Here is a 25,830-nt window from a genome sequence, read left to right as displayed (position 1 = left end):
CCTTCGGGTCGCGCGGCAAGAACCATGGGTTCTTGCACGCTCTGGCTTTGCCAAATTCAAGCGGCTATGAAGCCGCTCCATCCGGCACGCCCTCTCAGGAGCGGCCTTGGCGCTTGCGCTCGTTTTCCGTCAGGAACCGCTTGCGGATCCGGATGGACTTGGGCGTGATTTCGACCAGTTCGTCGTCCTCAATGAATTCCACTGCGTATTCCAGCGTGGCATCAATCGGAGGCGTGATCTTGATCGCGTCTTCCTTGCCGCTCACGCGGAAGTTGGTCAGCTGCTTGGTCCGCGTGGCGTTCACGATCAGGTCGTTGTCACGGCTGTGGATACCCACAATCATGCCTTCGTACACCGGGTCGTTCGCCTTGACGAACATGCGGCCGCGGTCGTCGAGCTTGCCCAGGGCGTAGGTGAAGATTTCACCGTCGTCCATGGAGATCAGCACACCGTTCTTGCGGCCGCCAATGTCACCCTTGTGCGCTTCGTAGCAGTCGAAGATGTTGGCGATGAGGCCGGAACCGCGCGTCAGGTTCAGGAATTCGTTGGTGAAACCGATCAGACCACGGGCAGGGATGCGGTACTCCAGGCGCACACGGCCACGGCCGTCCGGCTCCATGTTCACCAGCTCGCCCTTGCGCTCGCCCAGGGCTTGCATCACGCCGCCTTGGTGGCCTTCTTCGATGTCGACCGTCACCAGTTCGATGGGCTCGTGCTTGTCACCATTCACCGTCTTGAACACGACGCGAGGCTTGGACACAGCCAGCTCGTAGCCTTCACGGCGCATGTTTTCCAAGAGGATGGTCAAGTGCAGTTCGCCGCGACCCATGACTTCGAAGATACCTTCTTCGTCGGTCTCGGACACACGCAATGCCACGTTGTGCTGCAGTTCCTTTTGCAGGCGGTCCCAGATCTGGCGGCTGGTCACGAACTTGCCTTCGCGGCCGGCCAGGGGGCTGGTGTTCACGCAGAAATTCATGGTCAGCGTGGGCTCGTCCACCTTAAGCATGGGCAGCGGAGCAGGGTTGGCGGGGTCGGTCACGGTCACGCCGATGCCGATGCCTTCGATGCCGTTGATCAGTACGATGTCGCCAGGGCCAGCCAGCGGCGTTTGCATGCGGTCGAGGCCCTGGAACGTCAGCACCTGGTTCACGCGGCCCTTGACGCTCTTGCCATCGGGGCCTTCCATGACCAACACGTCCTGGCCGGGCTTGACCGTGCCTTGGCTGATGCGGCCCACGCCGATGCGGCCCACGAAGGTGGAGAAGTCCAGCGCCGAGATCTGCAGTTGCAGTGGAGCGGCTGGGTCACCCGAGTTCGGGGGAACGTGGCTCAGGATGGTGTTGAACAGGGCCGACATGTCGGGGCCCCACTGCTCGCCAGGAGCGCCTTCCACCAGCGACGACCAGCCATTGATGCCCGAGGCGTACACCACGGGGAAGTCGAGTTGCTCGTCGGTCGCACCCAGCTTGTCAAACAGGTCGAACGCAGCGTTCACCACCTTGTCGGGGTTGGCACCGGGCTTGTCGACCTTGTTCACCACCAGGATGGGGCGCAGGCCCAGAGCCAGGGCCTTCTTGGTCACGAAACGCGTCTGGGGCATGGGGCCTTCTTGCGCATCGATCAGCAGCACCACGCTGTCTACCATGGACAGCGCACGCTCCACTTCACCACCGAAGTCCGCGTGACCGGGGGTGTCGACGATGTTGATGTGGGTGCCTTCCCAGCTCACAGCACAGTTCTTGGCCAGGATGGTGATGCCACGCTCTTTTTCAATCGCGTTGTTGTCCATGACGGTGTCGACGACCTTTTCGTGGTCGGCGAAGGTGCCGGACTGGCGCAGCAGCTGGTCGACCATGGTGGTTTTGCCATGGTCAACGTGGGCAATGATGGCGATGTTGCGGATTTGTTTAGTCATAGTTTTTCCAATGTGCCGCTGGCTTGTAGGTGCGGCGTGCCTTCCAAAATTTGTTGAATTTCCAGCGGACTCAGGAGCCTGTCTGGCACCAGCTCCCCGCCAACGATGTGACCCACCCCCAGCAAAGCCGGGGGGGTGTCGCCAAAGACGGCGACTGCGCTCGCGTCAGGCCAAGGCCCGCGGCGGCGCACGCCCGACAGGAACCGCGCTGCATTGTCACTGTCCAGCGTGACACGCACGTGTTGTGCCAGCAACGACTCAGGCGCCTCCAGGCACGCAAGGCGTTCAGCCTCGGGCATGGCTTCGAGCTGCGCCAGGGTGACGCAGCGGTCCACGCTGATACCGCCCGTGTCGATGCGGCGCAAAAAGGTCAGGTGTGCGCCACAACCCAATGCGGCACCGATGTCCTCACCCAGGGTGCGGATGTAGGTGCCTTTGCTGCAACTTACTACCATTTTGATAGCTGGTTGCGCTTGATCTGTAAGCGCTAGCGTCAGTTCTAATGCATGAATGACGACATCGCGCGCCTCACGCTCCACCGTCACGCCAGCGCGGGCGTACTCATACAGCGCCTTGCCGTCCTTTTTGAGCGCACTGTGCATGGGCGGCACCTGGCTGATGGGCCCTGTGAACTGCTGCTGCACGGCGGCCAGGCGCTCAGCCGTGAGCTGGGCGGGGTCAACGTCGCATCGCTGGAGCACATCGCCTTCGGCGTCGCCGGTGGTGGTGGTCACCCCCAGCAGTGCAACGGCTTCGTAGATCTTGGGTGCATCCAGCTGCAGCTGGCTGAACTTGGTCGCTGCGCCAAAACACAGGGGCAGCACGCCCGTGGCCAATGGATCGAGCGTGCCTGTGTGGCCCGCTTTCTCGGCGCGCAAAAGCCATTTCGCCTTCTGCAAGGCGTCATTGCTCGAAAGGCCGAGCGGTTTGTCGAGCAGCAACACCCCGTGCACAGGGCGCCGCTGCACCCTGGTGCGAGGCGCGTGCATAGGCTATTCCTCTTTTGCGCGAGAAGAAACCGCCTTGGCAATCAAGGCGTTCATGTCGGCCGCACGCTCGGAGGTGCGGTCGAACAGGAAATGCAGCGTGGGCACGGTGTGAATGTGCAAGCGCTTGAACAAGCCATTGCGCAAGAACCCCGCAGCCTGGTTGAGAGCGGCCTGTGTTTCCACAGGGTCGCCCGTCAACACGCTGAAGAACACCTTGGCATGGGCGTAGTCGGGGGTCACCTCCACACCCTGCAGCGTCACCATGCCCACGCGCGGGTCTTTCAACTCGCGCGCGATCAGTTCCGTCAGATCGCGCTGGATCTGATCGGCCACCTTGAAGGCGCGGTTGGGGGTAGAGGACTTCTTTGCAGCCATGTCGTCTTCGTCGATGCCTTACAGCGTCCGCGCGATTTCCTTGATGTCAAAGAATTCGAGTTGATCGCCTTCCTTGATGTCGTTGTAGTTCTTGAGCTTGATACCGCACTCAAAACCTTCCTTGACATCGCGGACATCGTCTTTCAGGCGCTTGATCGAATCGACTTCGCCCGTGTAGACCACCACGTTTTCGCGCAGCAGGCGGAAGCGTGCGTTGCGATGGACCATGCCCGAGGTGATGTACGAACCGGCAATCGTACCGATCTTGGTGGCCACGAACACCGTGCGGATCTCGGCCGTACCGATGATCTCTTCGCGCTGTTCTGGGGCCAGCATGCCGGACATCGCCACACGCAATTCGTCCACAGCGTCGTAAATGATGCTGTAGTAATGCATGTCAACGCCGTTGTTCTCAGCCAGCTTGCGGGCACCGGCATCGGCGCGCACATTGAAACCGATCACGATGGCCTTGGAGGCGATGGCGAGGTTGATGTCGGACTCGCTGATCGCGCCGACCGCGGCGTACACCAGTTGAACCTTGACTTCGTCCGTCGACAGCTTGAGCAGCGACTGGGCCAGCGCTTCTTGCGAACCCTGCACGTCGGCCTTGACGATGATGGGCAGCATCTTCACTTCGCCCGCCGTCATGTCGGCAAACATGTTTTCGAGCTTCGCAGCTTGCTGGCGGGCCAGCTTAGTGTTGCGGAATTTGCCAGCGCGGTATGTGGAGATTTCGCGGGCACGACGCTCATCGGTCATGACCATGAACTCATCGCCCGCCTGCGGCACTTCCGTCAGACCCTGGATCTCGACCGGAATCGATGGGCCCGCTGTTTTGGCCGTCTTGCCGTTTTCGTCCAGCATGGCGCGCACGCGGCCATAGGTCTGACCTGCCAGCACAATGTCGCCCACCTTGAGGGTGCCCGACTGCACGAGTACGGTCGCCACAGGGCCGCGGCCCTTGTCGAGCTGGGCTTCGATCACAAGACCCTTGGCCAGTGAATCCACTGGGGCCTTGAGTTCGAGCACTTCTGCCTGCAACAGCACTTGTTCCAGCAGCGTATCGATGCCCATGCCGGTCTTGGAAGACACAGGCACAAAAGGCGAATCGCCACCGTATTCTTCAGGCACCACTTCTTCAACCACCAGCTCTTGCTTGACGCGTTCGAAGTTGGCATCGGGCTTGTCCGACTTGGTGATCGCCACCACGATAGGAACACCAGCCGCCTTGGCGTGCTTGATGGCTTCCTTGGTCTGGGGCATCACACCGTCGTCGGCGGCCACCACCAGAATCACGATGTCGGTCGCCTGTGCACCACGGGCACGCATGGCCGTGAAGGCCTCGTGACCCGGGGTGTCAAGGAACGACACCATGCCGCGTGGAGTTTCCACGTGGTAGGCACCAATGTGCTGGGTAATGCCACCGGCTTCGCCCGCAGCCACCTTGGCACGGCGGATGTAATCCAGCAGCGAGGTCTTGCCATGGTCCACGTGGCCCATGACGGTGACCACAGGTGCGCGGGGCAACAATTCGACATCTTGTTGCTTGGTGTCGTCGTCCGTGAAGGCTTCTGGATCGTCCAGTGCAGCCACCACCGCCTTGTGACCCAGCTCTTCCACGATGATCATCGCGGTGTCCTGGTCCAGGGGCTGGTTGATGGTGACCATCTGGCCCATCTTCATCAGCGCCTTGATCACTTCAGACGCCTTGATGGACATCTTGTGGGCCAGCTCGGCCACGGTGATGGTTTCAGGCACGTGCACTTCAATGATGCGCGCCTCGACTGGAGCGGATTGCTGGTGGTGATCATCGCGGTGATCGCGGTTGTCACCACGGCGGCCACGCGGGCCACCACGCCAGTTGTTGCGACCGACACCGCCGCTGCTGTCGCCGCGGGTCTTGATTTCTTTCTTCTTGGCAGGGTCTCCCGCCCAGCTGGAGGACAGCTTGGCAGACTTGACTTCCTTGCCAGCACCCGGCGCGGCAGGCGCAGCCGTGGTGGCGCCGCTGCGCGGCACAGCAGAACCCACGGCAGGCTTGTGCAACGTGCCTTTTTTGGCATCGCCAGTCAGCGCGGGCTTTGCCACGGGCTTGGGTTCTTCCGGCTTCTTCGCAATCATGACCGCCTTCTTGGGCGTGGCCATCATGGAGCGGATTGCCGCTGCTTCAGCCTCGGCCTTGCGGCGACGGGCGTCCAGATCTGCAGCGCGAGCGGTTTCTTCGTCGGAACGGGCTTGGGATTCGGCCGCAGCCTTTTCCCGGGCCTCGGTCTGCGCAGCGGTGCGTGCGGCAGACTCTGCAGCCTGCTCACGGGTCGCTTCCTGCTTGACGGCAGAGGCCTGGGCCTTCTTTTCGACCTCTTGGGCTGCGTAGGCAACAGCGCGCTCTTCGGCTTCGCGTTCACGCTTTTCGCGGGCTTCCCGCTCGGCACGCTTTTCAGCCAGCTCCGTTTCCTGGCGGCGAATCAGCTCAGCCTGGCGGCGCGCTTCTTCTTCGCGCCGAGCCAGTTCGAGGTCTTCGCTGGAAACAGCGGTTTCCTCTTCCACCGACACATCGGATTCCGGAACGCTTTCGGTGCCCTCATCACGCTGGATGAACGTGCGCTTCTTGCGCACTTCCACCTGGATGGTGCGGGCTTTGCCCGTGGCGTCGGCCTGCTTGATTTCGCTGGTGGATTTTTTCACCAACGTAATCTTCTTGCGGTCGGCAGATGCCGTGCCATGGCTGGCTTGCAGGTAGGCAAGCAGTTTTTGCTTGTCTGACTCGGTCAGCGCGTCCGATGGAGCAGCCTTGCCCACACCGGCAGCTTTGAGCTGGTCGAGCAGGGTTTCAGGCGATTTTTTGAGTTCGGTTGCAAACTCGGCGACAGTATTACTGGACATATATGGTTCGTGCCTCCCTGACCTTTACTCTTGCCCCGCGAACCAATGTTCGCGCGCCTTCATGATCAAGGCTTTGGCATCTTCTTCAGACTGTCCGGTCAGGTCGGTCAGTTCATCAATGGCCAGATCGGCCAGGTCGTCACGTGTGTGAACACCACCGTCAGCCAACTTGGCAATCAGCTCGGGGGTGAGGCCTTCGAGGTCGCGCAGGTCTTGGGAGACCTCATCCACGCTTTCCTCACGGGCGATTTCCATCGTCAGCAGAGCGTCCTTGGCACGCGCACGCAACTCGTTGACGGTGTCTTCGTCGAAACTTTCGATTTCCAACATCTCCTGCAGCGGCACATAGGCCACCTCTTCCAGGGTGTTGAAACCTTCGGAGATCAGGATGTCGGCGATTTCTTCGTCCACATCGAGTTTTTCCATGAACAGCTTGCGGGCAGTGTCAGACTCGTTGGCCTGCTTTTGCGCCGATTCGGCAGCGTCCATGATGTTGATCTTCCAGCCGGTCAGGTCGGACGCCAGGCGCACGTTCTGACCACCACGGCCGATCGCGATGGCAAGGTTTTCCTCGTCCACCACCACGTCCATGGCGTGCTTTTCTTCATCGACCACGATGGAGGACACATTGGCCGGGGCCAAAGCGCCAATGACGAACTGAGCGGGGTCTTCAGACCACAACACAATGTCCACGCGCTCGCCAGCGAGTTCGTTGGTCACCGCATTCACACGGGTGCCACGCACGCCGACGCAGGTGCCGATGGGGTCCACGCGTTTGTCGTGGCTCAACACCGCAATCTTGGCGCGCGAACCGGAATCACGGGCGCAGCTCTTGATCTCTAGCAGGCCTTGTTCGATCTCGGGCACTTCCTGACGGAAGAGTTCGATCATGAACTCGGGGGCCGAGCGCGACAGGATGATGGGAGCGCCGCGCAGTGTCAGGTCCACTTCCATGATCATGGCGCGCACACGGTCGCCACTGCGCAGATTTTCCTTGGGGATCATCTCGCCACGGCGCAAACGGCCTTCGACGCGGCCGGACTCGACAATGATGTCGCCCTTGTCCATGCGCTTGACGGTGCCCGTGAAGATGCGTTCGCCACGCGACATGAAGTCGTTGAGCAGCATTTCGCGCTCGGCGTCGCGGATCTTTTGCAGGATGACCTGCTTGGCGGCCATGGCGCCAATGCGGCCAATCGGCACCGACTCCACACCTTCTTCGATGTACTCGCCGACTTCGATGTCTGCGATGCGGTCTTTCGCATCCATCAGCAACTCTTCGGCTTCAGGATTTTGCAGACCTGCGTCATCGGGCACCACCAGCCAGCGACGGAAAGTCTCGTAGTTGCCGCTGTCGCGATCAACGGACACGCGGATGTCCACCTCACCTTGGTACAGCTTTTTGGTAGCCTGGGCCAGGGCAGCCTCCACGGCACCCAAGACCACATCAAGCTCCACGTTCTTTTCGCGCGAAATGGCCTCAACCAACATCAACAATTCGCGATTCATGCGACGACTCTCCTGTTTCAATCACCCGAAGGCGAGGGGCTGCACTTGGCACATGCCTGGCGGCCACCCGACCCAATTCATCCGACAGCTCAGTGGGGCGTTGGCCCGGCCTTGCCTGCACGGCCCTTGAAATCAACGATGGACGCCAAACGGACGTCTCGCACTTCATCCAAGGTGAAGCCCAAAGCCTGCAACGGGGCGGGCACGCGCTTCTTGCTTACTCTTTGACCTGGCTTTACCGGTGGCGCATCGCTCCAGACGATCTGCCAACCTCCAGCCTCGGCCCGCTCCAGCGTGCCGCGAAATTTCTTGCGTGTGGCATTCACCTGCCCTGCCGCGGCTGCCACGCCAATGGGCACCCGCAGAGTGACGTCGATGATCGAACCCTCAAAACGCACAAAGTCTTGCTCGTGGCGCAAAGGGCGATCAATACCGGGAGATGAAACCTCAAGGCGCTTGTACTCAGCACCATCCACTTCCAGCGCAAACTGCAACTGGCGGGTGACCTTCTCGCAATCTTCGACCGTGACAAACTGCTCCAGCACGGGGGAGGGCGCATCGGCGGCCGGCTGCACCCAGGGCAAATCGATGGTGATGCGCAGCAGGCCACCGGCAGAGCGTTCAATCTCCACCAGGTCGTACCCCAGGCCCGTCACAATTTGTTCAACGACTTGCTGCAATGCCACGTGTTCAGTTCAATCCCGGAAAACAACACGATCTACACAAATATGGAGCAGGCCAGCAGCCCATTCCAGAGAAGCACCTTTGTGCACCCTTGATTGCGTAAATCCAAAACAAAAAACCCGATAACCCCCGGAGACCCTCTCCGACAGCTTCGAGCTCCAAAAGCGTTCGACCAAAAAAAACGGGCGGTTGGTACCCGCCCGCTTGGTCGTGAGGCTCGTATTGTAGCGTGCAAAGTGTTGATTTGCAAAGACACGCACGGGTAAAACTGTTGTCAACACGCCCTTGCAACAAGCGAAACAGCGTCCACCCCAGCGTTCATGCGGCCCGCCAGGCGATGCAGTGCCAAAACAGCGCCTCGTGCTCACCCATCAAGCGCCAGCAGCTATCAGTGCGATAGCGGCTGCAGAAGTTCTGCCAGATCGCCCTCGGTAAACAACGGCTCCTTGCGCGCTGCCGACCCGCTGTACAGGCTACCCGCCAGCTCCGCCTTGCGCTCCTGCAGCGCCAGAATGCGCTCTTCAATCGTCCCCTGCGCCACCAGTTTGATCACCCACACGCTTTGTGTCTGGCCGATACGGTGGGCGCGGTCGGTGGCTTGGTTTTCTACCGCCGGGTTCCACCAGGGGTCGTAGTGGATCACCGTGTCGGCCTGCGGCAGGTTGAGCCCCACCCCGCCCGCCTTGAGGCTGATCAGGAACAGCGGCACCTGCCCGCTGGTGAACTGTTCGATGATCGCGTCGCGCTTCTGGCTTTGCCCCGTGAGCTTGACCCAGGGCAGGCTGCGCTTTTTCAGCTCCGCCTCGATCAGCGTGAGCATGCTAGTGAATTGAGAGAACAGCAAAATGCGCCGCCCTTCGGCCAGCATTTCGGGCAAAAGCGCCATCAATTGGTCCAGCTTGGCCGATGTCTTGACCTTTTTCGCGGCATCGAGCGGCACCAACTGCGGGTGGCAGCACACCTGACGCAGCTTGAGCAGCGCATCGAGGATGGTGATTTGCGACTTGGCCAGCCCCTTCGACTGCAGGGCTTCGCGCACGGTTTTTTCCATGCCCAAGCGGATGGTTTCGTACAGATCGGCCTGGGCACCGGTCAACTCCACGGGCATCACCGACTCGACCTTGGGCGGCAGCTCGCTGGCCACCAGCGCCTTGGTGCGGCGCAGCATGAACGGCGTGATGCGCGCGCGCAACTGCGCCATGCGCGCACCGTCGCCCCATTTTTCGATGGGCGTGCGAAACACCTCCTTGAAGCGCTGTTGACTGCCCAGAAAACCTGGCATCAAAAAGTGAAACAGGCTCCAGATCTCGCCCAGATGGTTTTCCATGGGCGTGCCCGACAGGCACAGCCGGTGGCGCGCCTGCAGCTGGCTGACCACCTGGGCGGCGTGGGTGCTGGCGTTCTTGATGTTCTGGGCTTCATCGAGCACCACCAAATGCCATGGGTGGGCCAGCCACCGCTCGCGGTCGCGCTGCAGCAGCGAATACGGGGCGATGACCAGATCATGCTCGGTGACCTCATCGGCCACCGCGTGGCGGCCTGCGCCGTGCAACACGAGGCAGCGCAGATCCGGACAGAACCGCGCGGCCTCGCGCTGCCAGTTGCCCATCAGGCTCACGGGCGCAATGATGAGCACGGGATGGGTCAGGCGCCCTGCATCCCTTTCAACCTGGATATGGACCAGGGTCTGCAGCGTTTTGCCCAGGCCCATGTCGTCCGCCAGAACACCGGCCAGGCCGTGCGCGCTCAAAAATTGCAACCAGTTCAGGCCCTGCTGTTGATAAGGCCGCAGCGTGGCCAGCACGCGGGCGGGCAGTGGCACCTCGGGCAACGCGGTGGCGCCTTGCAGCTGGGCCACCATGGCGCGCAAGGCATCGGCGCCCTCCCACACAGCGCCCTCCCCCAGCGCGGCGCTGGTGCGCAAGGCATCCAGACGCGACAGCTTCAGGCTGTCGCCGTTGAAGTCGTGCGCCCGGTCGCACACCAGGTCCAGCAGCGCCGCCATCCACGGCTGGAGCGCATCGGTGGGCAGTCGCACAAAACCGGGGCCCGCCAGCGATGGCAGATACACATGCGACGGCAACTGGGGCAAGCCCGTGTCGGGGTGCACCGGCTGGGTCGCCGCAGCGGCAATCAGGTGGGGCAGCCAGGGCAGGATGTTGTGGCGCACGCCGTTGATCTCCATGCCCAGCGACAGCGCAAACCAGGGCGATGTGGCCTCGTCATCGCCTTCGGGCTGCAGGGCCACGGCCAGCGTGTCGGCATGCTGGATCCAGCCGTCCAGCGCGGCATCCAGCGTGATGTCAAAACCCGCGTCGCGCAGCACCCCAAAGCCGTTGTCCGCCCAGTGCATCCAGTCGTTCTGCGAGCGTTCGCCCGGAATGCCAAACAGCCCGTCGTCGGTGCCCAGCAGGCCCAGGTCCATCAGGCGTTCGATGGCGTTGAGTTCTGCCAAGCCGTCGCGCTGCAGCAGGACCTGCCCGCCGTCGGCACCGGGCACCAGCACGGCCAGTTCCTGCCCCGCCCACCAACCCACATGGCTATGGTAGTCAAACCGCAATTGCGCGGTGATCAGGCCCATGTCAGCCACTTCATTCGGAGGCGACGGCGCCAGATGCAGGCGTGCCACGGGTTTCACCCCCTGCACCCGTGTGAGCGGGCCGAGCACCGGCGGCAGCGGCAGCACGCCACCGAGGCGGCTGGCCACTTCAGCATGGTGTTTTTGCAGGGCGGTGGAATTGAGTGCAGGCGCCTTGAGCAGCATGGCCACCTGCGCGGGGCTCAGGCCGTCGGCGTGCACCGGGCCGCAGACGCCCTGGGCTGCGTCCAGGTACAACGGGGGGTGGTTGTCACACAGGGTGGCAGTGGGGCTGGGCAGCGTGGCCCGCAAGGCCCAGGCACTCTCGCCGCCATGGGCCGCCACGGACTCTTTCCACCCCCACGCGATGGGCAACGGTTCGCCCCAGCGCAACGCGGCGCCCACCGTTGATCCGCCCGCATCCACAAACAGGCGACCCGTGGCAGCCGCCTGCTCCAGCGCCAGCAGGCCCACCGCGCCTTCCAGCACGCCAATGGGCGCCACGCTGTAGGCCGAGTAGTACCCCACGCTGCGCGGCATGGCGCGCAGCAGTTGCAGCACCTGGCGGTCGGCATCGCTGGCGCGGTCGTACACCGCCTGGCCCGGCCCGGGCTGCGTGCGGATCTGCTTGGGCTTGGACCAGCCACCGGTGACCTTGGGGTAAGACACCACGGCCTCCAGCTGCATCTGCGGCACTGTGGTGCGCGACTGCCCCACGGTCGAGACAAGGTACAGATAGCACTCGGGCCGCCCTGGATGTGCACTTGGCGCCTGCGAGGTGGCGGCGCCCACCGCGCGGTCCCAGTCCTGCAGCCAGTGCACCAGCCGGGCTTCGGCCTCGGCGCGTGCCAGGGCATCCTTTCGGTCTTGCAGGGATTTGAGCGCATCCACGGTTTGCATCGGCAGTGCGCCCTTCTCTGGGCCCAGATGCGCAGCCTCCAGCGTCAGGGCCACGGCGTGTTTGCAATCTCCACCGACGGGGCAAGTGCAGTCACCCGACCAGTGCTTGACCTGCCCGTTGGGCGCAAGAACAAGCTCTACCGACACTTCATACGGTTCGGGCAAGCTGCCCTGCACCTCGCCTTCGATACGCCAGCTGCCGCCCCCGGCTTCTTCTATATCGATGCGGACCACCTCTGCGCCGCGGTACAGATCCATCCCACGCGACCATGCACCCTTGTCGCACTGGGCTTGCAGTGAATTGAGCGGAAACCACGGAGTGCGGGGTGTAGACACAAATTTCAAGCAAAAAATGGCTTTAGCGCTTATCCATCAAGCGCTAGCAGCTATAAAAACAGGAGTATTTCTTGACACAGGCAGGGTCAAAGGTGTGCGACAGCTACGAGCCCCATTCCACTACGCCCCACGCGCAGCGCGCACACGCTCAAAAACCGCCTGCGCCTCGCCGCCCGCTCCTGCGCCACCCGGCGCCGCCTGCAGACTGGTCAGCAGCCGCGCCAGCACCGGCGCCTGCGGCAGCAGCGGCCCCAGAAACAACGCCCGCTGGCCGTCCGCGATGAGCAGCGTGGGGAAGGTTTCCACATCCAGGTCACCCGCGATGTCCGAGTCATCCTCAATGTCCACCCACTCAAAACGCACGTCCGGGTGCGCGCGGGCCAACTCGTCAAACAGGGGGCGGTACACGCCACAGGTGCCACACCAGCCTGCACACAAGCACACGGCCCACCAGCCGCCGGGCGCAGTGGCGGCAGGATGATGGGGCGGGGTGGATTCGGGCAACGCGGCCGGGCTTTGCATCAACGGGGCTCCTGGGTGGTTTGCGCGCGGCGGGTGGCGCAGGCGGGGCGCACTCCGCCGCAGCCCTCACCCACCCGCTACATGCCGCGCCGTTCGCGGGCGCGATAAACCTCGATGGTACCCACACCGGGGGCCTGATTGCCCCAGCTGTTGCGCACAAAGGTGGTGACGGCTGCCACCTCCTCGTCCGACAGAAACTGCTGAAACGGTGGCATGCCATGCGGGCGCGGGTTGCCTGCCGTGGCGGGCAGGTAGCCGCCTTGCAGCACCACGCGCACCAGGTTGGTGGGGTCGTTCAGCACCACCGCCCGGTTGCCTGCCAGCGCCGGGAAGGCACCCGGCTCGCCCTGCCCCTGGTCTCCGTGGCATTGCAAGCAATGTTGTTCGTACACCTTGCCACCGCGCGCCATGGCGCTGGCCGGTGGTGCAGGCAGGGTGGACGGGGGGTTTTCGTTTTGCTGCGGTAGGGCCTGCAGGTACACCGCCATCGCGCGCGCATCGGCATCGGTCAGGTACTGCGTGCTGCGGAACACCACCTCGGCCATCGGGCCCAGCACCGATCCGTGCGGGGCCACGCCGGTCTTCAGCAAGGCCACCACGTCTTCGGTCGCCCATTCTTTGACGCCCGCCTCGGCCGCCGCATTGAGCGCGGGGGCATACCAGTTTTGCACGGGAATCAGCCCACCCGTGAAGGCCTTGGCCTCGGTCGTAGCGCCCAGCGCATTTCGGGGCGTGTGGCAGGCGGTGCAGTGGCCCAGGCCGTTGACCAGATAAGCACCGCGGTTGTACTCAGCGGTCTGCTTGGGCTGTGGCTGTGCGGCGCCCGGCGCAAAGAACAACGCCCGCCACACACCCAGCGCCGCCTGCGTGTTGTACGGAAAACGCAGCGCATGCGGGCGATTGGCCTCGGCCACGGCGGGCACGCTTTGCAGATACGCAAAGATCGCGTCCGAATCCTCGCGCGTCACCTCGGTGTAGTTGGGAAACGGGAAGGCCGGGTACAACAGCCGCCCATCCTTGCTGCGGCCGTGGTGCATGGCGCGCCAGAACTCGGCAGACGTCCAGCTGCCCACACCGTGGCGCTTGTCGGAGGTGAGGTTGGAGCTGTGCACCACGCCAAACGGCGTCTCGATGCCGCGCCCGCCAGCAAACGGCGCCCCGCCCTGCGTGGTGTGGCAGGCCATGCAGTTGCCGACGCGGGCCAAGTACTCGCCGCGCGCCACCAATTCAGGCGTGCTTTGCAGGGTTTCGCTGGTGGGCAGCGGCTCTTCACCGCGCAGGTTCAAGGTGACCAATACCGCGGCTGCAACGCCCAAGGCCGCCAGCACGGAAGAAATCGTCCAGAGGATGCGTTTCATGACGGGCATCCTTTCTCAGCGCACGGCGCCAACAACACTGCCAGCCGCAGGGCCACCAGCAGCTGCTGCCGCCACCGTCACATCGGCCACACCACCGCAACGTACGGGCATCGCAGCGGGCAAGGTGCGGGCGGGCTTGCCACCTGCCGCCACGGGCTGGGCGGCCAGCCAGGCAGACACGGCACTGACATCGTCGGGCGTCAGTTGCTGGGCGATATCGGCCATGCAGTCGGGGGCATGGGCGCGGCGCTGGCCGGTTTTCCAGGCGCCCAGCTGGCTGTTCAGGTAGTCGCGCGGCAGGCCCAGCAAGCCGGGGATGGACGGGTTCACGCCCGTCATCGCCGCGCCGTGGCACGACACGCAGGCGGGAATGTTGCGCGCAGCATCACCGTGCCGCACCAGCGCCCGGCCACGCTCCAGCGCGGCGGCGGGCGCCTGGGGTGCGGGCGGCGGGGGGTACGGCAAGTCCTGCGCCGCAAAGTGCGCGGCCATCTCCCGCAGGTAGTCGTCGGTCAGGTGCTCGATGAGGTAGGTCATCTGCGGGTAACTGCGCCGCCCATCCCGAAAGTTGAGCAGCTGGTTGGCCAGGTAACCCGCTGGCTTGCCCGCAATGCGCGGAAAGTAACCGTCGGGCGTGGCCCGGCCCTCTTTGCCGTGGCAGGCCGTGCAAGCGAGCACGCGCGACGACATGGAGGACGCCGACACCGTGGCCGCCGAGGTGGCCGCAGCCGCGTTGGCGGGCACCGTCTGGGCGCCAGCGCCAGCACTTAAAGCCAGCGCCACCAGGGCAACGGCGCCAGACAAACAAGAGGGCAGACAAGAAACAGGGCGCAGCAGGCTGCGCAGGCAATCGATCATGGGTTTTGTCACTAATAGAGCAGACCGGTGGATGCCAACACGCACCCCAGCACTCGTCGCCACTCTACGCCCACCCTTAAAAACAGTACAGATTCAGTTTCGAGTTAAAAATACAGATCAGTTTGAACTGCCTCCAGCCCTGGAATGGGTTCTTGCCCCCATGAAACGCTACGAACGCCACGCCGACGCCATTGCTCAGCTCATCCACAGCGGCGCGCTGCGCCCGGGAGACCGCGTTCCGTCGGTGCGCCAGGCCAGCCGCACGCGCGGCATCAGCCCGTCCACCGTGTTCGAGGCGTACTACCTGCTGGAGGCTCAGGGCCTCATCCATGCACGCCCCCGCTCGGGCTACTACGTGAGCGCGCGGTTGCCCGCTGCCGAAGCCCGGCCTGCCGAGCCCCTGCCCTCTCAGCCCGCACCCACCTCCACCGGCGTGGCCATCAGCGACCTGGTGTTCGAGGTGCTGGGCCTGGCCCGTGACCGCGACCTGGTGCCGCTGGGCTCGGCCTTCCCGGGGCTGGAGCTGTTTCCGCTGGAGCGGCTGGCGCGCTGCTTGGCCAGCGGCATGCGCAAGCTTGACCCGTGGAGCATCGTGCAAAGCCTGCCGCCCGGCGACGAGCGCCTGCGCCAGCAGATCGCGCTGCGCTACGGCCTGCACGGCAGCGCCGTGGATGTGGACGAAATCGTCATCACCAACGGCGCGATGGAGGCCCTGAACCTCTGCCTGGAGGCCGTCACCCAGCCCGGCGACATCGTGGTGGTCGAATCCCCCACCTTCTACGCCGCGCTGCAGGCGCTGGAGCGGCTGAACCTGCAGGCGCTGGAGATAGCGACCCACCCGCGCGACGGCATCGACCTTGCGGCGCTGGCCGAGGCCCTGGAAAGGCAGCCGCCCCACCCGCCCATCAAAGCCTGCTGGCTCATGCCCAGCTTTCAAAACCCGCTGGGCAGCCTGATGCCCGAAGCCAAAAAACGCGAACTGGTCGCCCTGCTGGCGCGCCACCAGGTGCCATTGATCGAAGACGACGTGTATGGCGAACTGCACTTTGCCCCGCAGCGCCCGCCCCCGGCCAAAGCGTTTGACGGCGAGGGGCTGGTGATGCACTGCAGCTCGTTCAGCAAAAGCCTGGCCCCCGGCTACCGCGTGGGCTGGGTGGCTGCGGGCCGCTTTGCCACGGCCGTGCAGCGGCTCAAGCTGATGACCACCCTCTCGGCCGCCATGCCTTCGCAGCAGGCGCTGTCCGAATACCTGGCCCAGGGCGGCTACGACCGGCACCTGCGCGCGCTGCGCCGCAGCCTGGAACAGCAGCAGGCGATAGCGTTGGCGGCGGTGGCACGGCACTTTCCGCCCGGCACGCGCGTGTCGCGGCCCGAGGGCGGGTACTTTTTGTGGGTGGAGCTTCCGCCCAAGGTCGATGCACTGGCGCTGCACCGGCAGGCACTGGCCCGGGGCATCAGCCTGGCACCGGGGCAGATTTTTTCGGCGGACCAGCGCTTTGCCCACTGTGTGCGCATCAACTATGGGCACCCCGCGCAAGAGCGGTTTGAAGCCGCGCTGCAAACCGTGGGAGAGCTGGCCTGCGCTTTGGCGGGTTAGACCAAACCATGCTAGGACTATCAAAAGAGTAGCTATCAGCGCTTACAGATAAAGCGCTAGAGGCACTTTTTACCAAAATTTTTTGCTTGCGCCCTACTCTACGCGACCGCGCTTACACAACTTCAGCTTGCGCGAAGCTGACACAGCCAGCGCCGCGTTGGAAGCGCCCAACGTCGGGTTCTCCCCGCTCCGGCATGGGACTTGCAACGGCATACTGAGCGCCGCCCGCACCCCGGGCCGCGCTCTGCGACCGCTGGCCCCATCCGCCAGCCCACTGGCACCCCACGACCACCGTCCACCCATGGCCACACCCCAGCCTGTCCCGTTTCTGACCGTAGAAGACGAAGACGACTGGATCGTCTCGTTCGCGCTGGGCCCCCTGGGCGCCAACCGCCTCACGCTCATGCGCGCCCCCCGGCTGGAGTTCATGCTGCGGCCGGAGCAGCGCGGCGTTTCGGTCGGTGCCGAAGCGGGGCAACGGCCATCCTTGCTCGTCGCAGTGCAGTGGGGCACCAAAAGTGTGGACGTGGTCTCTACCGAGCGGCGCTACAGCCTGGACATCAGCAAAGTGGACGGGAACACGCTGCAGGCCGCGCTGCGGGTGCTGGGGAAGATGAACTTTGACCAAAGGTTTCAGTTGGCGGGGGCGGTGTAGCAAGCTTTGCCACCGCGGCACCTCCTTGGGCTGCCGAAGCGAATCGCTCCCAAATCAATAGCTGATAGCGCTTACCGAATAAGCGCTAGAGGCCAAAAACACTTGATTTTTCACATGCCTCAGATTTGCCCGAGACCGTTCGGGCTGAGCCTGTCGAAGCCAGGGCGCTTTTTGCAAACAGCCCTTCGACAGGCTTAGGGCGTTTCATCTGAGGCAGGTACGTACCTAGTCAGGCAAAAAACACTTAAATTTTCAGCAACACAGCCGCGGGGCGGACCGCATCAGCGGCGCATCAACGCATCATTTTGAACAGCGCGGTGGTTACCGCTACTTGAGACTCGTCCAGCCGGGTGGACGTGGTGCTGCCAAAGGCCATGCTGTCATCGATAGGCCAAATTTGCCCAGGGGTACCGGCCGTGGTGTCGTTGGCCAGAGTGATATCGCGCAGGCGACCAAACCGCGCATCGCTGTGCCCGTCAATCTGCTGGTCCAGCGCCCCCGCTAACGAGAACGTCACACCTCTCATCACAATCACATTGCGCGGCCGCGTTACATAGGTGTTCACCGCCGCACCAGGCTCTGCCCAATTCACGCTCTGAAAACACACCCGCACCTCCTGCGGATTGCCATTGCTGTCCAGGTACACATACCGGTCTTGTTGGCCTTCAGTGCGGCCGTCGGGCAGTTTGATGCCTGCGGCCAAGAAGGTATTGATCATGGCGGTGCCACACATCTCAGTCCCTGCCGCGGCACCGTTGCCATTGATGCGGCCCGATGGGTCGACGGGGTTGTCACCGGGCGGATACCCCACGCCGTTGACAAACGCCTCGTACGCCAGTTGCCAGCCCTGAATGAAGTCGGTGGACAGCCGCTGGTTGGCGGCAGAGCGCTGCAGGTCACGCCCGATGGCCACCGCACCCAGCACCAGCCCGATCACCACCAGAGCAATGCTCAGCTCCAGCAGCGAAAACCCCCGCTGGCGGCGCGAGGCACTTACGCCCCGTTGAGAAATATGGAATGAGGTCATGGTGCGTGACTCGGTAAGCAAAATATCAATGACCAATCGCGTCTGCGGTCAGCGTGTTGCGATTGACGGAAGTGGAAAGCTCGGTCGCCGCGGTGGTGCGGTCGGCAAATTCGTCGTGCACTCTCTCGGCTTCCAGCAGCGACGCAATGGCGTCGATCTCTGCGTAGACCGCAGCCGCCAGCCCCACCGCGGCGGCCACGATGCCTGCGGCGGCCAGACCGATCTGCACGGCACGGGCGCCAGCACTCATCGTGGTGTCTGCGGTGGCCGACAACATCTCCTTCGCCGCGTCCGCTACGCTGGCAGCGCCCCCTGCGAGCCCCGCCGTGGCAGCGGCTACGTCCGATTCGGCCAGCTTGACGGCCACAAACAGCTGGTCCCGGTAGTCGTACAGCGCACGCTCCAGCACAAAAGCACCTGTGGCTGCATTGAAGTGCGCATGCGATATGGCCGACAGCGCGGCACCGCAGTGCAGTTCGGAAAACAGCTCGGCATGGCTGGCAGACATCACGATGTCGTCGTAGGTGCTGGTAACCACTGTGCCTGGCGCATCGAACGTCGGATCGGCACTGCTTGCCGCGGCGTTGGCCCCGTCAAAAGCCCTGCCATCGCCGTCGGCATCCAGCATGCCGGCCGCCGCAATCACAAACGCCACGGAACGACGTGCACCGCGCATGTTGGTACCCAGCGTGCCCGCGGGCGCGGTCAGCGTCTGGCTGGCCGTGTTGAGGGCCAGGCAGACGTCGATCAGGTTCACTGCGCCTGCCACGCCCAGCGGGCACGGCGGGTTCTGCGACAGATTGCACGCAGCGTTCAGCGGAGCCGTGTCGTCGCCGGAATAGGTAACGCCCAGCAGCGTCGCGGTGGCAGTGGGAATTGGCGGTGCTTCGTCGTTGGGGGCGTCATTGTTGCGCGGCACCGGGAACGGCGTGCGCACGCGCAACGGGTTCATACGGTCTCGTGCCACGGCCAGGTCGCGGTCTTCATGCGCCGTCGCGGCCGATGCCTGGCGGAACACGCCATAACGCAAGGCACCCGCCTCGGGTCGCGGCAACCCCAGGGTGCGCCAAGGCACATAACCCACTTGGCGCGGGTCTGTGCCCTCTACGCAAGCCTCCACACCGGCTGTATCGGCTGCCGGGCAGGGCAAGCGATAGTTGGCATGCAGAAACCCCAGCAACGCATCACGTGCCTGCTGCTGGGAATCCATCTGAACGGTGGTCACGCGCTGGCGCTCCTGCAACTGCCAGAAGATCACCGCGGCAGGCAGGATCAACCCCAGTGCCAACAGCACCACGGAGAGTTCGACCAGGGTAAAACCCATCATGTTCCGCTTCATGGGTTGAGCCCCTTCGTGTCGAGACTGACGGCGTGGTTCAGCGTGCTCGTGAACGTGTCATACAACTGAACAGCGTAGGTATCTGCGGCGGCCTGCTTTTGCTTGGATACCACCAACGCAGCCTCGGCTTCAACCAGCTCCTGCGCGGCCAGAACGGTTTCGGCGATCGAGAGCCCCACATTGGCGGCGGCCATGACCACGATGAAGGCGGTCACCCCTTCGGTATTGGCGGCAGAGGCAATGCTGAGCACGCCGCTGGCGGTGGCCAACGCCAGCCCCATGGCCGCAAGCGCCACACCCGTTTTGGCACCTTGCACAGCCGACTCGGAGGTCTCGATGTCAAACACACGCAGCTTCCAGTATTCCTGCATGACACGCGCGTTGTCATACGCCGCATAAGCGCCCTGCGCGACAGCCTGCATCTCGCTCAGGCGCGCAGCACAGCCGATGCGGGCAGCCAGGTCGGCCGGTCCCACCGCCAGCGCCAGATCATCAAAGTTGTTGTCCTGTGGCCGCCCCGGAAAGTCGAATTGCCAGGAGCCCCCTGCGCCCACCGCGTTGTTGCCGTCAAAGGCGCCGTTCTCACCGGGGTGTGCCAGCACAAAGGCCACTGGCACGCTGTTGGCCACATTGCCTGCCGCCAACACACCCGCCGCCGTCGGATTGGCCGCAAAACGGCGCAGCACGCGGCACCAGTCCAGGCCATTGGGAGGCGCGGGATTTCCAGTGAGAGGATCCAGTCGACGGCCCTTTGCTGCCACTATGGCAGCAGTCGCTCTGCCCGCGGCCGCGACCACAGAGGCGGAAGCGGTAACAGCCGTTTCAAGGGTTGAGGGATAGTCGGGCAACTCCGGCATGCCCGTGAAGTCGATATAGAGGTCGGGCGACACTCCATCCGCAGGCCGTACCAACAAGTTTGGAATCTCTGCCAAGTCCCAGCCTCCACCCCGGTTCACGCCGTAGTGCAGGCGGCCGAACTCACTGCTCAGCCCCAGCGTCCGCCAGGGCAACCGCACGGCCGCGGCGTCGCCGCAGGACTCACTGCCGTTGGTCCCCGCGGCCGCACAGGGCAGACGGGCGTTGCGCAGCACAAAGCCCTCGACAGCGGACTGGGCCTCGCTCAGCTGGCGCATCATTGCGGGCCGCTGCATGGGTTCGCGGGTGGACACCACCCAGCGCCAGACAAAGATACCGATGACGCCAATGATGACCATCGCCACCGCCAGTTCCACCAGTGAAAAGCCGCTCTCACGGCGCAGGGAGCGCTTCATCATCGAATGCCTCCCTTTTGGTCTACCTGAATGAGGATTCCCATAGAAGTGGCGGGCTCCATCGGCGTCACGCCCCGGCCGGTGATGTTGCAAGGTGCCGGGCTGGCAGCCAGGTTCTCCAGGCGGGTGACCAGGCTCCGGGCATCAGTGATTCGTGTTTCGGCATGTCCAAGCTGCCCTTCCAGAGCGGTGATGATCCGTCGGATCTTGATAGGCAGAAGGTATTTCGAATCAGGGTGCGGGCTGGTGCTGGAAGCGCCCATGAGGTCATGGATCGCATCACGTATCGCGTCGGTGTTATTGAAATCACCTGACTGACACACGCCGCTGACGGTCGAGCTGCAGCCGATGACGGTGGCCGGCCCCCCACCAACAAGAATGGTGTACCGCCCTGCATTTCGCAGGTTGTTGTAGGCCGTTTGGTACGCAGTCTGGGCAGCGCTCAAGTTGGCCTGCGCCGTCGTGAGATCGTTCTGCGCCGCTGTCAGGTTGCTTTGTGCGGTGTTGCGTGCGGTCACCGCATCGTCGTACTGCTTCTGCAGTTCAACGGGGTCACTCAACAGCATCCTTTGAGAGGACTTCTCCATGCGCAGCTTCTGCAGCGGCTCCCTCGCCGCTGGGGTGGTCGCAGCGGCAATCTGCAGGTCCAGCGCATCAATTTCTGCATTCAACTGAGCCAGCATCGTTGTGCGGTTGGCAATCATGTTCGCGTATGTGGCGATCTGGGCGTTCCAGTTGTTCACCGCGTCCTGGTAGTTGTTTCTGCGTCGGGTGGCACCGTCCACAGCAAACGAGTTGGTCTCCCAGCTGTCCGCAGCCACCAGCAGGGGCGGTACCCGGTCATCAATGTTCGAAGAGCTTCCTGGTTGCCGCAAGCGCGCCACCAGCGTGTTGATGGCAGCAGTGCGTGCGAGGTCGGCAGCCGTCAGCTCAATGCGCTTGGTGGCAAGCTCTGCAGCGATGGCATTGCGGTCGTTGGTGGCGTCCGTGACCTCGGCCCTTGCAGCGGCAAGTGCCTGGGAGTAGTCAGCGGATGGGCAGGTCAGCGTCGATGCGTCGACTGAGCTGTCCGCAAGCGCCAGTGCATTGCCCGCCATCACCGCCGCCGCGATGTTGGCGGCTATGGACACGGCATTGAGACCTATAGATACCCCCGTCAAGACAATCGCAGCCGTGTGCTGCGGCGCCGCCGCACACGCGTTGACAGCTAACCCAAGCGTGGCCGCGCACAAAGCCCATGCCGCAGCCGCATTGCCCGCCTCTGAAATGCCCTCCAGCACGGTAGCCGTGGTTTCGATAGCGGTGATGCCTGCCGACAGCGCGGCGAATGCAATCGACTGTTTGGCAGATTCGATGTTGCCCTCGCGCAAGTCGGCGACTTGCTCCACCACGTCGTGTGCCAGCGCGACGGTGTTGATCGAATCAATAAGCGGCTGGCAATGAAAGCCGATGAACAGGCTCAGGTACGACTTCTCCAGCACGATGTCGTTGTAGGCCGACAGCAGCGGCCTGCGCGAAGGGTCTTCCACCGCAGGGTCGGCTGAGGCATTCACACCGTCGAAGGGTGAATTGTTGCCGTCTGCATCGTCATTGCCTGGGTGCACCAGTGCGTACGCCACGGTTCGCACTGTGGGTGCGCGCACTTCTGCCATGCCCGCCGCATAGGGTGTGGTGCGGCCAGTTTCCAGGCGTTGGCACAGGTCAGTCAGGGTCAGTATGTTGGCTTGGTAGGTCCCTGCTGCGGGGGTTTCCCGCATGGAGGCAAAGGTCCTGCCCGCGGTGTTGTATTCCAGAGGACGCCAGGAATCGGTGAGTACGGTCAGGTCGTTCTCACCGCCACCGCGCTGAACAAGGTATCGCAGCTGGCCCACATCCACGCCGGGGTCGGCGCCCGCCAGGCTCAGAGTGAGGGATGGTAGCCACCCCTTCTGGTCACCCGCACCGCAGTCTTGCAAACCATCACGGTCAACGTCGGGGCATGGCAGGGTCCCCGTCACGCTGGCATAGGTCATGATCGCCCGGTCGGCCTGAGCCAGCGCCTGCCGTTCCTGCCGGGCAGAGTTGATGGCAGAACGCTCGCGCCACTGCAGGTAGCCCATCGTGGCCAGCCCTGCAACTACCGAGATCAGCAGCAGAACCTGCAACAGGCCGAACCCACGCGAGCGATCAAGCGCTCGGCGGGGTGCGGGGGCAATCAAGTTAGTCATCAGCATGGGAATAAAGGCAGATGCCACTAGGGAAGACTCTGGCGCAGCCAGCCAGCCAGTTGCGCGGGCGACTCCGCCACCACCACATCGTCCGCGCCGAACCGAAGCGGTGCCGAAGGCCCAGCGGCACACAGGCTGGTGCTGGCATGGGGCGCATCAAGGCGATTGCCGTCGTTGTCAGCGTCCTTCAGCGGCACCACCACCCAGTAGGCAACGGCCATGACCACATTGGTGGTGCAGTTGATGGCCCCGGCAGCCCCTGCATCACCCGTCAGGTGCGGGCGAGTGGTTGCCACAGACAAGGCTGAAGCGTTGTTCAGCCCGACAATCAGGTCTGTCACATCGTTGAAGTTTTCTTGACTCTCCACATCGCCGGTGCGCTCCAGGGACACGGCCAGGTCGGCATCCAGCAACCGGTTGTCATCTCTTCGTGCGCGAAACACCGCATAACGCGCACGCAGCGCTTCCTCCGGTATCTGCAGGCCCAAGCTCACATACGGGAACCAGCCCAGCTGATTTCCAGCCGCGCAGTCCAGGCCCGCCAAGGACTCGTAGCCGCTGGCCGCCACGCCCACGTCGGGGCATGGAAGGCGGCCATGCCGCAACGCGAAAGCGCGCAGGATGGATTGCAACTGCTGGCCCTCTGCACGGCCCCGTTCAACCTCCTGCTGCGAAGTCACTGTTTCGTAGGCGCTGAACGATGCCCACGACAGCAGGCCAGCCACCACCAGTGCGATGGCAACCTCCAGCAGCGACAGACCCAATTGGTGCGCCCGTACAGAGCGTTGGCCTTGGCTTTTGCGGGAAAAAATGGCGTTCATGGCGCCTTACCTTGTGCTGTGGGCTTGCGCGCATAGGTCTGAAGGTCGGTGGCAGCCGCGCCAATGCGCGCGCTGAGAACACGCAACTCCACCAAGATAGTCTCCCTGCGTACCACGTCCTTCGGGGCGGTGCTACTGGCCAAGCCTTGCAATTCACGGTTGAGGTCTTGCACCTTGCCACTGCCTTCGAGCATGTCGCGCAGTGCTTGGAAGTAGCGCGGATCAAACGAGCCCTGCGAAAGCACCTCCAATTCGTCCAGCAGTTTTTGGACCTGCGCAGGGGATGCCTGCGAGCCCTTGGCCATGATGGCTGACAGCTCAGCACGAACCGCAGACAAACGCGCGCGACGTTCAGAAGAATTGATTGCTGCAGCCGAAGCGTGCGCATCCGGCTGCATCTGACCTGAAGCCATGCCCGGCGCTTGAGCCCTGTCTGGCAGAGGGGCCACCGGCGAGGTGGACGGAGCCCTTGCGGGACGCTGCACGCCAGCTGTGGCGTGAGGCGCCGTCAAGCCGGAATCGGCTCTTTGCCACACCGACCTCGCGATACCAAGCACGACCAACACCAGCAGGCCCAAGGCGCCGCCGATCCATACACCCTTGCGCATCACTGTCCTGCCCGACAGTTCGGGCAGACCTCAAAAAAACGGAGCAGGGGCATACCCATTGCCGCGGGCAATACGCGTCGGACTCTGTAGGGCAGCGGCTGGCAGGGCAACAACAGCATCACCGTCACCCTCCCATCGTCTGCGTTACCGACTGCCGAACGAGGTCGTAGACAGGCAACAACAAGGCAACGATCAAGAAAAGAAACAGTCCACCCGCCACCAGAATGATCAAGGGCTTGAGGATTTCCGCCAACGACTTGACGAGCACCTCCAGGCGCTTGCGGTAGTCAGCGGCCAGATGCGACAGTTGTTGGTCCAAGCTGCCCGATTCCTCCCCCACGGAAATCATGCGCACCGCCATTGCAGGAAAGCCCCCAACGCGTCGCATCGAAGAAGACACCGATTCCCCGCGAGACACCGACTCAGCCACCTGGATCAGTCTGCTGCGGTAGTAGCGGTTCTTGGTCGCCCGGCCGAGGATGCGCAGGCTCGATACAAGGTCTACCCCTGCCCGCACCAGAATCGAAAGATGCTCGGTGATGTGGGCCATTCCCGAGGACACCAGCAAGGTGCGGACGATAGGCAAGCGGTGCAAAACGCGGTAAGTGGTCAGCTGGAACCGCTCGGACCGTTTGAACGCGATAGCGCCCACGATCACCACGATGGCCGTGACCAGCAGCACCCAAGGCAGATGGGTGGAAAGCAGGTTGGCAAACGCCACCAACCCCTCGGTAATGGGCGGCAGTTTGGCCTGCAACTGCTTGAACAGGCGCGCCATGCTGGGCACCACGTAGTAGATCCAGAAGATTGCCACGCCAATGATGGTGGCAAACACAAAAGCGGGATAGATGAGCGCGGTCTTGATGTCGCGCCGGATGTTGATCATGCGTTCGACGTGCTCGGCGGCCTCGCCCAGCATCCGGTCCAGCGTACCTGTCTGGTCGCCAATGGAAATGAGGTTGCGCACGGTTTCAGGGAACACATTGGGATGGCGGTTAAACGCCTCTGTCATGCCCACCCCGGCGTTCAGGTCGTCCAGCATGTTGCGCGCCACGGCCGCCATGGCCCGGTTGCCCACGCTGTTGCTTTCGTCCACCAGTGTCGCCAGCGCATCCAGCGCGGGCACGCCAGCGCGCATCATCAAGCCAAGGTCGCGCAGGAAACCGGCCAGATCTTCGCTGCGCACCTGCTTGCGAAACAGGTGCGTCAACACATCGGCAACCACCGCCAGCCATGCCGGAAAACGCCACAAGCCGATCACCGTTCCGTCGGTGTCCGATTCGAGGCGCAGGCGGGCAGACAGGTCGCGCTTGACCGCCAGCCGCAGCAGGCCGGACCTGACGGCGCCGTGCGGGAGCAGCACCCGGTAGTAGTAAGTATTGAGATTGGCCATGG

The 25,830-nt window shown here is 63.4% G+C and carries 19 protein-coding genes; 2 read left to right on the top strand and 17 right to left on the bottom strand.

The window, feature by feature from the left end; genetic code table 11:
* Positions 1-94 precede the first annotated feature (94 nt).
* The 10 genes from typA to ACK41V_RS06800 all read right to left on the bottom strand — a co-directional run bounded on the left by typA (position 95) and on the right by ACK41V_RS06800 (position 14,910).
* Complete coding sequence (gene typA, locus ACK41V_RS06845) at positions 95-1,918, bottom strand: translational GTPase TypA (RefSeq protein WP_409779670.1); 1,824 nt, start codon at positions 1,916-1,918, stop codon at positions 95-97.
* On the bottom strand, positions 1,915-2,907 hold the full coding sequence (gene truB, locus ACK41V_RS06840; RefSeq protein WP_409779667.1) for a tRNA pseudouridine(55) synthase TruB: 993 nt from the start codon (positions 2,905-2,907) through the stop codon (positions 1,915-1,917). Before truB ends, typA begins: the two co-directional genes overlap by 4 nt.
* Positions 2,908-2,910: 3 nt before the next feature.
* On the bottom strand, positions 2,911-3,282 hold the full coding sequence (gene rbfA / locus ACK41V_RS06835; protein WP_409779665.1) for a 30S ribosome-binding factor RbfA: 372 nt from the start codon (positions 3,280-3,282) through the stop codon (positions 2,911-2,913).
* An 18-nt stretch (positions 3,283-3,300) separates the two neighbouring features.
* On the bottom strand, positions 3,301-6,165 hold the full coding sequence (gene infB / locus ACK41V_RS06830; RefSeq protein ID WP_409779662.1) for a translation initiation factor IF-2: 2,865 nt from the start codon (positions 6,163-6,165) through the stop codon (positions 3,301-3,303).
* A gap of 24 nt (positions 6,166-6,189) precedes the next feature.
* Positions 6,190-7,674: a transcription termination factor NusA gene (gene nusA / locus ACK41V_RS06825; RefSeq protein WP_409779659.1), complete on the bottom strand. Its 1,485-nt coding sequence runs from the start codon at positions 7,672-7,674 to the stop codon at positions 6,190-6,192.
* Positions 7,675-7,763: 89 nt separating this feature from the next.
* Positions 7,764-8,360, bottom strand: coding sequence for a ribosome maturation factor RimP (gene rimP / locus ACK41V_RS06820; RefSeq protein ID WP_409779656.1), 597 nt, complete (start codon positions 8,358-8,360; stop codon positions 7,764-7,766).
* A 386-nt stretch (positions 8,361-8,746) separates the two neighbouring features.
* The gene (locus ACK41V_RS06815) at positions 8,747-12,094 is read right to left on the bottom strand and encodes an SNF2-related protein (RefSeq protein ID WP_409779821.1); all 3,348 of its coding nucleotides are present in this window, start codon (positions 12,092-12,094) and stop codon (positions 8,747-8,749) included.
* 198 nt (positions 12,095-12,292) lie between these two features.
* Complete coding sequence (locus ACK41V_RS06810) at positions 12,293-12,694, bottom strand: thioredoxin family protein (protein WP_409779653.1); 402 nt, start codon at positions 12,692-12,694, stop codon at positions 12,293-12,295.
* Between the two features lie 77 nt (positions 12,695-12,771).
* The gene (locus ACK41V_RS06805; RefSeq protein ID WP_409779650.1) at positions 12,772-14,052 is read right to left on the bottom strand and encodes a c-type cytochrome; all 1,281 of its coding nucleotides are present in this window, start codon (positions 14,050-14,052) and stop codon (positions 12,772-12,774) included.
* A 15-nt stretch (positions 14,053-14,067) separates the two neighbouring features.
* Positions 14,068-14,910 (bottom strand): c-type cytochrome, encoded by an 843-nt coding sequence (locus ACK41V_RS06800; protein WP_409779647.1) that lies wholly within the window; start codon positions 14,908-14,910, stop codon positions 14,068-14,070.
* A gap of 160 nt (positions 14,911-15,070) precedes the next feature.
* Between ACK41V_RS06800 and ACK41V_RS06795 the strand changes: the two genes are divergently transcribed.
* Both ACK41V_RS06795 and ACK41V_RS06790 read left to right on the top strand, forming a co-directional pair.
* Positions 15,071-16,507, top strand: a complete 1,437-nt coding sequence (locus tag ACK41V_RS06795; protein WP_409779646.1) for a PLP-dependent aminotransferase family protein — start codon at positions 15,071-15,073, stop codon at positions 16,505-16,507.
* Positions 16,508-16,808: 301 nt separating this feature from the next.
* Positions 16,809-17,162 carry a hypothetical protein gene (locus ACK41V_RS06790; RefSeq protein WP_409779643.1) on the top strand — a complete coding sequence of 118 codons (354 nt, stop codon included), beginning with the start codon at positions 16,809-16,811 and terminating at the stop codon, positions 17,160-17,162.
* Positions 17,163-17,454: 292 nt separating this feature from the next.
* Here ACK41V_RS06790 and ACK41V_RS06785 read toward each other — a convergent pair whose 3' ends face one another.
* The 7 genes from ACK41V_RS06785 to ACK41V_RS06755 all read right to left on the bottom strand — a co-directional run bounded on the left by ACK41V_RS06785 (position 17,455) and on the right by ACK41V_RS06755 (position 25,828).
* On the bottom strand, positions 17,455-18,189 hold the full coding sequence (locus ACK41V_RS06785) for a type II secretion system protein (protein WP_409779640.1): 735 nt from the start codon (positions 18,187-18,189) through the stop codon (positions 17,455-17,457).
* A gap of 25 nt (positions 18,190-18,214) precedes the next feature.
* A complete protein-coding gene (locus ACK41V_RS06780) occupies positions 18,215-19,528 on the bottom strand; it encodes a type II secretion system protein (RefSeq protein WP_409779637.1) in 1,314 nt (437 codons plus the stop codon).
* Positions 19,525-20,802 carry a type II secretion system protein gene (locus ACK41V_RS06775; RefSeq protein WP_409779634.1) on the bottom strand — a complete coding sequence of 426 codons (1,278 nt, stop codon included), beginning with the start codon at positions 20,800-20,802 and terminating at the stop codon, positions 19,525-19,527. The genes ACK41V_RS06780 and ACK41V_RS06775 overlap by 4 nt, the downstream gene beginning before the upstream one ends.
* Positions 20,799-23,012, bottom strand: a complete 2,214-nt coding sequence (locus ACK41V_RS06770) for a hypothetical protein (RefSeq protein WP_409779631.1) — start codon at positions 23,010-23,012, stop codon at positions 20,799-20,801. Before ACK41V_RS06770 ends, ACK41V_RS06775 begins: the two co-directional genes overlap by 4 nt.
* 20 nt (positions 23,013-23,032) lie before the next feature.
* Positions 23,033-23,827 carry a type II secretion system protein J gene (locus ACK41V_RS06765; protein WP_409779628.1) on the bottom strand — a complete coding sequence of 265 codons (795 nt, stop codon included), beginning with the start codon at positions 23,825-23,827 and terminating at the stop codon, positions 23,033-23,035.
* Positions 23,824-24,240 (bottom strand): hypothetical protein, encoded by a 417-nt coding sequence (locus ACK41V_RS06760; RefSeq protein ID WP_409779626.1) that lies wholly within the window; start codon positions 24,238-24,240, stop codon positions 23,824-23,826. Before ACK41V_RS06760 ends, ACK41V_RS06765 begins: the two co-directional genes overlap by 4 nt.
* 319 nt (positions 24,241-24,559) lie before the next feature.
* Entirely contained in the window at positions 24,560-25,828 is a 1,269-nt protein-coding gene (locus tag ACK41V_RS06755; protein WP_409779623.1) for a type II secretion system F family protein, read from the bottom strand.
* Positions 25,829-25,830 lie beyond the last annotated feature (2 nt).

Origin of the sequence: Acidovorax sp. (assembly GCF_046291265.1) — a bacterium.
GTDB lineage: Bacteria > Pseudomonadota > Gammaproteobacteria > Burkholderiales > Burkholderiaceae_C > Acidovorax.
Note: the sequence above shows the minus strand (reverse complement) of the source record. Positions and strands in the feature narration are given on the sequence as shown.